General features: G+C 71.2%; 7 protein-coding genes and 3 pseudogenes. 4 read left to right on the forward strand and 6 right to left on the reverse strand.

Translation table 11 applies throughout. The features are described 5' to 3' along the window. The 5 genes and pseudogenes from CcI156_RS10625 to CcI156_RS24755 all read right to left on the reverse strand — a co-directional run. The coding region (locus tag CcI156_RS10625) for a site-specific integrase (RefSeq protein ID WP_175637570.1) at positions 1 to 569 on the reverse strand (569 nt) is incomplete at its 3' end. Between the two features lie 76 nt (positions 570 to 645). Further along, positions 646 to 1040, reverse strand: a pseudogene (locus CcI156_RS27700) (hypothetical protein). A 118-nt stretch (positions 1041 to 1158) separates the two neighbouring features. Then, a pseudogene (locus CcI156_RS27705) lies at positions 1159 to 1929 on the reverse strand (lanthionine synthetase LanC family protein); the annotation flags it as partial. Continuing rightward, positions 1926 to 2987: a thiopeptide-type bacteriocin biosynthesis protein gene (locus tag CcI156_RS10635; RefSeq protein ID WP_371681796.1), complete on the reverse strand. Its 1062-nt coding sequence runs from the start codon at positions 2985 to 2987 to the stop codon at positions 1926 to 1928. The gene CcI156_RS10635 and the pseudogene CcI156_RS27705, both read right to left, overlap by 4 nt. Then, positions 2976 to 3859, reverse strand: a pseudogene (locus CcI156_RS24755) (lantibiotic dehydratase family protein); the annotation flags it as partial. The pseudogene CcI156_RS24755 and the gene CcI156_RS10635, both read right to left, overlap by 12 nt. Positions 3860 to 4466: 607 nt before the next feature. Between CcI156_RS24755 and CcI156_RS10645 the strand changes: the two are divergent. Beyond that, a complete protein-coding gene (locus tag CcI156_RS10645; RefSeq protein WP_076805537.1) occupies positions 4467 to 5018 on the forward strand; it encodes an RNA polymerase sigma factor in 552 nt (183 codons plus the stop codon). Here CcI156_RS10645 and CcI156_RS10650 read toward each other — a convergent pair. After that, entirely contained in the window at positions 4996 to 9699 is a 4704-nt protein-coding gene (locus CcI156_RS10650) for an ATP-dependent helicase (RefSeq protein WP_083718428.1), read from the reverse strand. The genes CcI156_RS10645 and CcI156_RS10650 overlap by 23 nt on opposite strands. Positions 9700 to 9856: 157 nt before the next feature. Here CcI156_RS10650 and CcI156_RS10655 point away from each other — a divergent pair, with 157 nt between their 5' ends. The 3 genes from CcI156_RS10655 to recX all read left to right on the forward strand — a co-directional run bounded on the left by CcI156_RS10655 (position 9857) and on the right by recX (position 11867). After that, positions 9857 to 10051, forward strand: coding sequence for a DUF3046 domain-containing protein (locus CcI156_RS10655; RefSeq protein WP_076805538.1), 195 nt, complete (start codon positions 9857 to 9859; stop codon positions 10049 to 10051). Between the two features lie 166 nt (positions 10052 to 10217). Next, the gene (recA, locus tag CcI156_RS10660) at positions 10218 to 11255 is read left to right on the forward strand and encodes a recombinase RecA (RefSeq protein ID WP_035909669.1); all 1038 of its coding nucleotides are present in this window, start codon (positions 10218 to 10220) and stop codon (positions 11253 to 11255) included. Positions 11256 to 11258: 3 nt separating this feature from the next. Next, positions 11259 to 11867 carry a recombination regulator RecX gene (recX, locus tag CcI156_RS10665; protein WP_011437902.1) on the forward strand — a complete coding sequence of 203 codons (609 nt, stop codon included), beginning with the start codon at positions 11259 to 11261 and terminating at the stop codon, positions 11865 to 11867. The last annotated feature ends 243 nt before the right edge of the window (positions 11868 to 12110 follow it).

Genomic DNA, 12110 nt, shown 5'->3' on the forward strand with positions numbered 1-12110 from the left:
TTATAACGCAGCCGCCCCTCCGGACGGAATGCCTCCAGCGGGTTGTGGTGCGCGTGCGCCCGGCCCCGGCCCGCCCGAGCAAGCACAACCGGATTCACCAGCGGCCCCTCACCACGCTCCAGCCAGAACTCATAGAAGGTCCGCAGCACGGCGTTGCTGTGCCGCACCGTCGCCGGCCCGTAGCCGTCCCCGAGGTGGCGCTTACGGGTCACCGGGTTGACCTGCCCCACGGTCGCCCGCGACCCGACCCGCGCCGCCGCGACCGGCTTGGTCGCCTGCCCGAGCCACAGCACGAAGTCCCGGACCTCCGCCGGACTCACCCGGTCCCAGGCCACTCCAACCGCGACCAGAAACCGCCACCACCGCAGCAACGCCAGCGCATAGCTGCGCACCGAGTTCGCCGACCGGCCCTGCGCGACGAAGTCCCGTAGGAAGACCTCGACCGGCTCGACCGGCTCACCGAGGCCGTCGACCAGCCTCCACGGCACCACGCCGTCGGACGCGACCACGCTTCCCCACAGCGGAAGCCGGATCGCCTCGATCACCCGATGATCGCTGTCCTCAAACACCCAGCACCCTCCAAGATCAGAGAGATGCAGACTGTTCCGACCTGTCCGACCCTGCCCTACGACACGCCGTTCGACCTCAGGAAAGTCCGGYCAACAGTTCCGTAACGATGATCTTGTCGTAGGGGGCGTGGTCCGCGTCGCCGATGGCGCCGTCGCCGGTGACCACCCGCACTCGGTCGTAGCTGGTCTCGRCCAGGGCGCGGCGGGCGTGGTCAGTTCGAGCTGACCGAGCATCATCGCCACCACGGTCGGCACGGAGATGCAACTGGCGGGCCGGTCTGCGCCGGGCTTGATGGTGATCGCCTTGTTGGCGTACGCCTCCTCGACCGAGGCCGCGGGAACGAACCGGTGCCGGGGAACGGCCCGAAACGCCTGCTCGATGCGCTCGGAGCGCAGGTGACCAGCGGTGCGGATGTTGCTGATCATCTGCTCGCGCAGGTCCTCGGGGCGGGTGCTGGTGGCGTTGGTCATCCGGTTCCTTCGTGTGTGTACTTGCGGATACGGGCGAGTGCGTTGGTCCGGCCGTGGGCGGGACGGTGAGCAGGCAGGCGTCCCATCCGGTGCCCGGCGGCAGATCGGTGAGCGCGATTCCGGCGTCGCCTTCCAGCATCCCCCTCACCTCCGATAGTTTTCGGGCCGCCTGGGCGCGGCGGTGACGCCAGCGGTGTTCCAACCGGGACAGGACCTCGGCGAATTCGCCGCCGGGTTCGGTGTCGGCGAGTATCCGGCGGGAGACGTGCACCAGCCCGGCCCAGCCGTGGCACAGCGAGTCGTCGCCGAGTTGGGCGAGTTGAGCCTCGTCGGTGAGACACGCGACGAGCGTGGCCTTGGCGTCGGCCACCCTGTTCGGGGTGTCCAGTGCCTGGGCGGTCAGGTGGCGGGCGCGGGCCAGGCCGGGGGCGCCGTAGCACCAGGACGGGCGTTGCGGACCCGGCTGGTCGGCGGCGGCGTTGACCCATTCGAGTCCGGTCAGCCCGTTGATCAGGTCGAACTCCCGCAGCGCGGGCAGTTCGCCGCGGTCGATCCGCTCGTGCGCTGCCTCCAGGCGGGTGCAAGTGATCGCGGCGATGTGCTCGTCGAGGGTGTGCAGTGCGCCGGTGTAGACGGGCTGGCCGGCGGTGCGCAGCACGAATGCGACCGCCGGGGCGCCCCGGTACAGGCCGGCGCCCGTGTCCGCGGCCACGGGTTCGGCGGTCATGGCCTTGACCCATTGGTGGGCGGTGGCCCAGTCTCCGATCCCGGCGCGGGCATAGGCGATGTGCAGCAGCGCCAGCCCGGCGGCCCCGTCTGCCAGGGATTGACCCCCGCCGGGTGCGGGATGGTGCTCGGGCGGTGGCGTGTACGGGTCGGTGTAGGTCACCGGGCACCACTGCTACGGCGGGCTCGCCAGGTGAGCGCGGCTTGCCGGGCCAGGCGGCGGCAGGTGCGTTCGCTGTCCCGGYTGATGCCGACGGCCCGGTTGTGGTGCATGTGCAGCAGCGACTCCGGCACCACGTCGGTGTTCGCCTCCGGTGGCAGCGCCTTGTGGTAGCTGGCCAGYGCGTCGGCGCGGTTGTCCCACGCCGGCCCGATGTCGATGGTCCAGCCGGACAGCGACCACAGCCCGGCCGGGTCGGTGGCGAGCTGGGTCGCTCGCTCGGCCACCGCCCGGTCGAGGGCCGCAGCGGCAGCCGGGGCCGGCCGGGCGGCCAGCCAGTCCATCGCCTCGTTGGGATCGCCGAAGAACCCGCTGACGATGCCTACCATGTTCGCCACCACCAGCCCGAGGTCGACCTCGGTGGTGGGCTGGTGCCGCAGCAGGGCGGCCATGGTGGCGGAGTCGGCGGCGAAGACGTTCTCCGCGGCGTCCAGTGCCTCGCCATGCCCGTAGCGGCCGACTTCCGGGGAGTAGGTGTCGATCACCAGCCGCCCGGCCAGTCCTGCTTGGCGCATCCGCTGCGCCCACTCCCCGACCGCGTTCGAGTACTGCGCATAACAGTCGGGGGTAGTGCGCAGCCGCAGGCGCAGGTGGTCTGTCTCCTGTCGGCTGCGGTATCGCAGCCACCAGCACGCGGGTGTGTCGAGCGTGGCCAGCAGGCCGGGAAGCGCCTCGGCGACGATCTCGCCGATCCGTTCGGGATGGGTGAACAGCTTCGCCGAGAGCCAGGTGGCGTCCGGGGCGCCGGGCAGGTGCCCGTGTGTGTTCGTCACGACGGGTAGGAGGYCGTGCAGCGGGCCGGGTGCAGCGGGGCAGATGGTGACCGGGGGCAGCGCGATTTCGTGGGCGTGGCCGTCGATCCACCCGTAGTCGGCCGCCGGGGTGGCCGCGTACAGGATCGCCTGGCCGTGCCGTTTGAGGTGGGCGTGCAGGAGGGTGGCGTGGGCGGGCTCGTTGAGGGTGAGGCGCAGCGTGCGGTCCGCGTCGCGGAGCTCGACCACGTCAGGGCAGTCCCAGCGCAGTCCCAGCGGCGCCGCCACCGGTCGAGTACCTGCCTCCACTGGCCGGGACCGGCCTGGCCGGGTGGGAGGTCGTCGGGGGGCAAGCCGCCCCTGGGCCGGGGACAGGACGGTGCGCCGGTAGCGCACCCGTGGCAGGAACGGCAGCCGGACGCGCGGTCCCCAATCGAACTGGTACCAGGCGGCGGAGAACGCCCTGGCAGGTGTGCCAGGAACCGGGCCAGCGGCGGGGGCTGTTTGTCCCGTGCGAGCGCGTGGAACACCTGCGGCTCAACCACTTGACGACGCGAGATGCTGACCAGGTGCAGCCGGTCGCGGGTCGCGGTGATGGCCAGGTCGTCCATCGTGAGCAGGCTGTCGTCGCCGGGCTGGCGGTGTTCGCCCAGCGGGAGCACGTGGTCGAGGTAGGCCGGGACGCGGCAGACGTTCTCCGCGTGCGGGTACAGCGGCCCGAAGGACATCTGCACCCGCAGCGCCCCGGCGGTGGCGGCGGGCAGTGCCCGGTACGCCCGCGCCAGGCCGGACCCGGTGGCCGTCGGGGTGAACCGGCTGGTGAGGGTGCCGGCGGAGCGGGCGGGCGCGACGGTGAGCAGGAAGTCGCCCCGATCCAGTGCTTGGGTGGTGGCGGCGTGGATGCGGGCGGACAACTCTACGTGTGGCGGGATGTACCGGTCGTCAAACGTTTCGCCGGTCAGCTCGCCGATCACGTCGTCGGTCAGGATGATCTCGCGGGTGCCGTCGGCCATCGCCTGCCAGGTCAGCACCAGCAGCCGCTCGTCGCGCTCGGAGATCCCCGGTGGCGGCGTGGGCAGCACGCTCCCGCGATACCCCACCGGATACCCACGCAGTCGCACCTGAACGGCTCCCGCTCCGGGCCTGCACCGCGCCGTGCCGTCACCAAACCGGGTCAGCTAGTAAAACCTTTGGCTTCCTATTGAAATCTAGGCCGAAAATAGGATGTCATACYAAAATCTTCGATGACACCCGACAGCGGGGACGGGCTGTCGTACCTCGTGTCGTGTATCAGGCGTCGTGTACCAGACCGGGTAGCRCCATCGGGTAGGTCGTCGAGACGTTCCGCCCAGTTCCTTCGTGTACCCACAGTGACCGAGGGCGAGTGACTCCATAAGAGCTTACGAAGCAGAACGTCATTATCTCGCCCGTTTTGGCGGTGTACTGACCGGTTGATGGCGCCAATGCGGCTCTCGATAAGCTCGGGTCACGGCCAGGCGATAACACGGTGCGTATCGATCGGGCGGGTACGTCGCCCACCGGGATATGCCGCTGCTGGCCTACCCGGGAGCGGATGGTAATGTCCGYCTTGTCCTAGTCCGCTGTTCTGGCAAGCAGCGGGTCCAACTGACCAAGGCACATCGCGGTTCTCGGTGCTGGCGCGCTCCGGGAAGGTAGGCGATCGTGCTGGGGGGTGGCGCGGTCTGAGCATGACAGGTGGAGCAAACCGTGACATGCCCTGCCGGGGACACGCCCTCGGTTGATTTTGTATCCGCTGCGCCCGTGGTCGAGCTGGACCGGCCATACAGCCAGCAGCGCTGGTCGCTGATGCTCCCGCACCGTGATCGGCTCATCCACATAGCCCGTAGGCGGTTGCCGAGCAAGGCCGACGCGGAGGACTGCGTACACGAGGCATTCATCCGCGCCGCCGGATTTCGGGRTCTCGACGCGAGCCGGGTCGGGCAGTTTCTGACGACGACGGTGCTACGTCTCTGCGTTGATCACCATAGAGCTCGTCAGCGTGCGGAGCGGGCGGTCGTGCGCGGCTATCTGCAGCCGTGKGAGCCGGCCCCGGACGACGCCGTCTGTGACCGTGCGGAAGCCCGCTGGCTGCTGGCCCGGGCCGGGGGACTGCAGGGCCGGGAGCGTGAGGTGATCATGGCTCGGGCGGCCGGGAAGAGTACCCGGGAGGCGGCCGCGGATCTGGAGATCAGTCTCAAGGCGGCCGAGGGAGCGTTCACCCGCGGACGTGCCCGTCTTATTTCCTTCTCTCGGAACTGATGCTCCGCAGCCGCAGGCCCCGCGGGGTCGGGTGGAAACCGGCGCGCTCCAGGGCGGCACCCAGGGTGCTGCCGACGATCGTCTGGCCGTCCGCCTTCTCCACCGTGAGCCTGCCGAGCAGGCCGTCCCGCACGGCGCGGGCCAACGCCTCCACCGCCGGGGCCATCCGATGGTCGTCCTCGGTCCATGACAGCAGGGAACGGCCCCCGCGTTCCACGTAGAGGATGAGTTCCCCGTCGATGATGACGACCATCGCGCCCGCCTTGCGCCCCGGCCGGTGGCCGGCGGCGCCGTCCGCGTCATCCCCCGGTCGGGTCGGCCAGGGCAGCGCGGCACCGAACGGGTTGGCCGGATCGGCCGCGGCCAGGACGACGGCCTGCGCGGACGATGAGCTCGGTGGGCCGGCCGCCGGCTGCGCCCAGGCCGGGGCCGCCTCGGCGTCCCGCTGTGCCGCGGCGATGGAGCGCAGCCGATCGACCGCTCCCGGGACGGCGAACTGGGCCGCGCCCAGGGACTCGACGAAGTAGCCCCGGCGGGCGCGGCCGGCGTCCTCGAAGGCGCTGAGGACCCGGTAGACCCCGGCGAACCCGCCCGGGTGCCGCTCGCCGGTCACCGCGCCGCGGGTGACGATGCCGTGGCGCTCGAGCAGCGCCTCGGCCAGCGCGTGGGCGCGCCGGGTCGGGTCGGTGTCCCGCTCGGGCAGCAGCGACCAGCGGCCGGCGGCCGTCGGGGGGCCGGCCCGCCGCGGCATCGCCGGCCGTCCGTACCGTGCCGCCCGGGGACGGGGGGCACGGTACGGACGGCCGGCGGAACCCAGCAGGGCACGCAGCGGGGCGAGGGTGTCGTTGGTTACCCGCCCCGCCCAGACGAGATCCCAGAGCGCGGTAGCGAGCGCCGTGTCGTCGAGCGAGCCCATCCGGTCGGACAGCGCCCGGAAGAACAGGGCCGCCCCGCCGGTGAGCGCGTCGAGAATCGCGGTGTGCAGCGGACCCGAGGCGATCTCCGGGTCGGGCGGAGGCAGCAGCAGGGGCGCGGTGTCGGCGAGGACCAGGGTCAACCAGCCGTCGTCCCCGGGCAGCCCGCCGGCGCCAGCCCAGTGCACCTCGCCGGCGGAGCACAGCTCGTCGAGCATCGTCGGTGAGTAGTCGGCGACGCGGGCCGGGAGGACGAGCTGTTCCCATGCGCTCGCCGGGATCAGCGCGCCCTGCAGCTGCTCGACGGCGCGCAGCACACCGTCCACCCCCCGGCCACGTCCGCTGGTGACCGACTGCCAGGCCGGCAGGAAGGCACCGAGGGTCCGGGGCGGCACCGCCTCGACCTCCTTGCGCAGGGCGGCAAGGCTGCGTCGTCGCAGCGCCCGCAGCACGCCCGCGTCGCACCACTGCTCACCGCCGCGGTCGGGATGCAGCTCACCGCGGACGAGGCGGCCGCTGCGGACCAGCCCGTCCAGGACACCGGCGACCACCGCCGTGCCCAGCCCCAGCCGGGCGGCCGGTTCCTCGGTGTCGAACGGTCCGTGGGTACGGGCATAGCGGGAGATCAGGTCGCCGAGAGGGTCACGCACCGGTTCGGTGAAGGCGTCGGGAACTCCCACCGGCAGCGGTACGCCYAGGGCGTCGCGCAGCCGGCCGGCGTCCTCGATCGCGACCCACCGCTCCTCGCCRGCGATACGGACCCGCAGGGCCCGGCGGGTCTGTTCGAGCTCGGCGAGCCAGCCCGGGGTGGCACCCCGGGCGACCGCCTCCTCGGTCGTGAGGTCACCGAGCATTCGCAGCAGGTCGGCCACTCCCTCGACATCGCGGGCGTGGCGATCCGGGGCGAGCCGCGTGAGCTGGGCGGCGACCTGCGCGAGCGCCGCTGGATCGATCAGCTCCCGCAGGTCCGCCTCGCCGAGGAGCTCGGCCAGCAGGGAGCTGTCCAGCGACAGCACCTGCGCCCGGCGTTCGGCCAACGGTACGTCCCCGTCGTACATGAAGGCGGCGACGTAGCCGAACAGCAGGGCGGAGGCGAACGGAGACGGGGACGGCGTCTCCACCTCCACCACCCGCAGCGTGCGGGCCGACACCTCGCGCATCAGCTCCGCGAGCGCCGGAACGTCGAACACGTCCTGCAGGCACTCTCGCATGGTCTCCAGCACGACGGGGAAGCTGGCGAACGTCGCGGCGACGGACAGCAGCGCTGCGCTGCGCTGGCGCTGCTGCCACAGCGGGGTCCGCCGCCCCGGGGTCCGGCGGGGCAGCAGCAGGGCCCGCCCGGCGCACTCGCGGAACCGGCTGGCGAACAGGGCGCTGCTCCCGATCTCCGCCCGTACGATCGCGTCGATCTCGTCCGGCTCGAACAGCGCGAGATCGGCGCCGGGCGGCTCGGCGGCATCCGGGATCCGGGCGACGATGCCGTCGTCGGTGTGCATGATCTGGACGTCGACCCCGTACCGCTCGCGCAGCCGGGCGCCCAGGGCGAGCGCCCAGGGCGCGTTCACCGGAGCACCGAACGGGGAGTGCACCGCCAGGCGCCAGTCGCCGATCTCGTCCCGGAAACGCTCCACGACGATCGTCCGATCGTCGTGGAGACGGCCGACGGCAGCCTTCTGCTCGTCGAGGTAGCGCAGCAGGTTGGCGGTGGCCCGATCGTCGAGGCCGGCGGCCCGGACGCGGTCGGCCGCCGCCTGCGCCGGCAACCTGGTGATCTCGCGCAGGAACGCGCCGAGCGCGCGGCCGAGTTCGGCGGGTCGGCCTGGGGCGTCGCCATGCCAGAAGGGGAGCCGGCCGGGCCGTCCCGGAGCCGGCGTCACCAGGACCCGGTCGGCGGTGATCTCCTCGATGCGCCAGCTGGATGAGCCGAGGAGCACCACGTCGCCGACCCGCGACTCGTAGACCATCTCCTCGTCGAGTTCMCCGACCCGGCTGGAGCGCTCCCCGACGAGGAAGACGCCGAACATGCCCCGGTCGGGAATGGTGCCTCCGCTGGTCACGGCGAGCCGCTGGGCGCCCGGGCGGGCGGYGAGGATCCCGGTGACGCGGTCCCAGGTGATGCGGGGGCGCAGCTCGGCGAACGTGTCGGAGGGGTAGCGGCCGGCGAGCATGTCCAGGACCGCCTCGAAGGCGGAGGTCGGCAGCGTCGCGAACGTCGCGGTGCGCCGGACCAGCGCGCCGAGCTCGTCAACGTGCCAGTCCTCCATCGCCGTCATTGCCACGATCTGCTGCGCCAGCACGTCGAGGGGGTTGCGCGGGTACCGCAGCCGCTCGATCGCCCCCGAGCGCATCCGCTCGGCGACCACGGCACATTCGAGCAGGTCGCTGCGATGCTTCGGGATGATGACGCCGCGACTGGCGGCGCCGACCTGGTGGCCCGCGCGGCCGGTGCGCTGCATCCCGGCGGCGACGCTCGGCGGGGACCCGATCTGCACGACCAGGTCGACGGCTCCCATGTCGATGCCGAGTTCCAGGCTGGAGGTCGCGACGACCGCGGGCAGCCGGCCAGCCTTGAGATCCTCCTCGATTCCGGCCCGTTGCTCGCGGCTCACGCTGCCGTGGTGGGCCCGCGCGATCTCCGGCCAGCCCGCCGTGCCGCCGCCTTGGCCCGAGGCGCCCATCAGCGCCGCGGGGGACGTCCGGCCGGCTTCCCCCGGCCCGTCCCCGGCCACGGATTCGTCCGCGGCGGTGGCCGCGGCGAGCCGCTCGGCGTACAGCTCGTTCAGCCGGGCGCAGAGTCGCTCCGCGAGCCGGCGCGAGTTGGYGAAGACGATGCTGGCGGAATGAGCCAACACGAGGTCGAGGACACGCTGCTCGACCGCCGGCCAGATCGACGCTCGGTGCGGGGCGGAGGCCGCCGAGCCGTCCGGGGACCCGTCGAGGAGCTGTCCGCCGAGCTGGGTCATGTCCTCGACCGGCACCACGACGTCGATCTGGAGGGTCTTGGCCGCGGGCGGGCGGACTACCGCCACCGGGGCCGTTCCGCCCAGGAATCGGGCGGCCTCCTCGACCGGCCGCACCGTGGCGGACAGGCCGATCCGCTGGGCCGGGGTGTCCAGCAGGGCGTCCAGACGCTCCAGGCTCAGCGCGAGGTGGGCGCCGCGCTTGGTGCCCGCCACCGCGTGGACCTCGTCGACGATCACTGTCCGGACGCCGCGCAGCGACTCCCGCGCGGCACTGGTGAGGATGAGGAAGAGYGACTCCGGGGTGGTGATCAGGACGTCGGGGGGCCGGGTGCCGAAACCGCGTCGTTCGGCGGCGGGGGTGTCGCCCGACCRCAGACCCACGGTCACGTCCGGCTGGGGCAGACCGAGCCGTTGCGCGGCGGAGCGTATCCCCGCGAGCGGTGCCCGCAGGTTCCGTTCGACGTCGACGGCCAGCGCCTTGAGTGGGCTGACGTACAGCACCCGGCAGCGCCGGGTGGGCTCGGCCGGCGGCGCCGAGCGGGCCAGGGTGTCCAGCGACCACAGGAAGGCGGCCAGTGTCTTCCCCGAACCCGTGGGTGCGACGACCAGCGCGTTGCCGCCGGTGCGAATCGCCTCCCACGCGCCCCGCTGGGCGGGGGTCGCGGCGGTGAAGGCCGCGCCGAACCAGCTCCGGGTCGGGGCGGAGAACGCCGTGAGCGGATCCGGCGGATCGGGGGAAGCGAAGCTGGGCACGTTGACCAGTCTGCGTCGAGGGACCGACAACCTTCCGCCGGTGTGGTTCATGACGGGCCCGCCGTGGGGCCCGGCCTCGACCCGGTCGTGCTTCCCGCGGTCGTGCTTCCCGTGGCCGCGGTTCCGCCGGTGGGGACCCCCGGTGGGGATCCCCGACCAGGACCCCCTTGGGTGGTCCCGTCCCGTCCGGACGGTGCACACTGGCGAAGTGCGGTTGACCGAGTTCTGGGCGAAGATGAACACACGGTTCGGTTCCGCGTACGCGGAGTCGTTTGCGCGTGATCATGTGCTGCCCGGTCTCGGTGGCGCGACGGTCGAGGTGGCCCTGGCCCGTGGTGACGATKCCAAGACCGTCTGGCGGGCCGTGTGCGAGGAGTTCGATGTGCCGGCGCGGGRGCGCTGAGCCACCGTCCGGCGTGTCGTCGGGTCGTCGAACGCATGTTCGTCTAGAGTCGTCCTCGTGCGGCTACTTGTCCACAGATCATCCTCGACTCTCGAAACTGTCGGACCCACGGCCTAACGTCATCCTCGTGGCCAAGACTCGACGACCTCAGCATGGAGTAACTCCAATGGCAGGACTCGACCGTGAGAAGGCGTTGGATAACGCCTTGGCGCAGATCGACAAGCAGTTCGGCAAGGGATCGGTCATGCGGTTGGGGGACGACACCAGGCCGCCGGTCCAGGCCATCCCCACCGGTTCGATTGCTCTGGATGTCGCGCTCGGCATCGGCGGGCTGCCGCGGGGGYGCATCATTGAGATCTACGGCCCGGAGTCGTCCGGGAAGACGACCGTCGCCCTGCACGCGGTGGCGAACGCGCAGGCGGCTGGTGGTATCGCGGCGTTCATCGACGCCGAGCACGCGCTCGACCCCGAGTACGCGGGAAAGCTCGGCGTCGACACCGACGGTCTGCTGGTCTCCCAGCCTGATACCGGCGAGCAGGCGTTGGAGATCGCGGACATGCTCGTCCGGTCTGGCGCGCTGGACATCATCGTCATCGACTCGGTGGCCGCGCTGGTCCCGAGGGCCGAGATCGAGGGCGAGATGGGGGACAGTCACGTCGGCCTCCAGGCCCGCCTGATGTCCCAGGCCCTGCGCAAGATGACCGCGGCGCTGGCGAACTCCGGTACGACCGCGATCTTCATCAACCAGTTGCGCGAGAAGATCGGGGTGATGTTCGGCTCCCCGGAGACCACGACCGGTGGTAAGGCACTGAAGTTCTATGCGTCGGTGCGCCTCGATGTCCGTCGTATCGAAACTCTCAAGGACGGCACGGAGGCCGTGGGTAACCGGACCCGCGTCAAGGTGGTGAAGAACAAGGTGGCGCCGCCGTTTCGGACCGCCGAATTCGACATCGTCTACGGAGGCGGTATCAGTCGGGAGGGTTCCCTGATCGACATGGGTGTCGAGCACGGCATTATTCGTAAGTCCGGTGCCTGGTACACCTACGACGGCGATCAGCTCGGCCAGGGCAAGGAGAACGCCCGGTCTTTTCTGCGGGACAACCCCGATCTGGCCAACGAGATCGAAAAGAAGATCAAGGAGAAGCTCGGCATCCTGCCCAGTCTCGAATCCGATGCCGTGGCGCCCGTTCCGGTCGATCTGTAGCCGATGGCAGGAGCAGATCCGGGGAATGCCGCGGCCGGTCCGTCATTCGCCCGGACGGTGGTCGTGGTGGACGGGGGGCCGCGGCCGAAGGATCCGATCTCGGTCGCGCGGGAGATCTGTCTGCATCAGCTGGCGACCAGAGCGAGGAGCCGAGCGGAGCTTGCGGCGACCATGCGGCGACGGGGGGTCACCGATGAGATCGCCGCTGTGGTCCTCGACCGGTTGGCCGCCGTCGGTCTAATCGACGACGAGGCCTTCGCTGCCGCCTTCGTCTCCTCCGCTCGGGCCCGTCGTGGGCTGGGTAGGCAGGCCCTGGCCACAGAGCTGCGTAAGCGGGGAGTGGATCCGGACACCGTCGAGGCCGCCATGGCGCTGGTCGGAGCGGACGACGAGGAGGAGAGCGCCCGCGAGCTCGTCCTTCGTCGGCTGCGGTCGATGGACCGCCTGCCCGAGCAGGTTCGTACCCGAAGGCTCCTCGCCATGCTGACCCGAAAGGGCTATCCGGTCGAACTGGCGGTCCGGGTCGTGAGCGAGCAGGTCGCTCAGGGGCCCGACGGCGGAGGTCGGATGGGMTGGGTGGTCGATGGCGACGAAGACGACGGCTCGGTGTGAGTGGTGGGGAGATTGAGCCTGGGCCGTCAATGTGCCCTTATTTCTTGACCAGGGATTGTGCGAGACMTAGTCTTTCTTGAAAGGTGACAGGACTCCCGCGGCGACGCGGTCTTGATAGCTCGTCCAACTCACACGGAGGCAGCCGCTGCGCGTGGGTGCTCGAAGGCGGTATGCCCGCCGGCCGGTCGACGTTGGATTGGCCGGTTCGGGAGGCCGTCCGGGCTCCATATCGCAATGGCGTAA

The organism is Frankia sp. CcI156, from assembly GCF_001983015.1.
GTDB lineage: Bacteria > Actinomycetota > Actinomycetes > Frankiales > Frankiaceae > Frankia > Frankia casuarinae.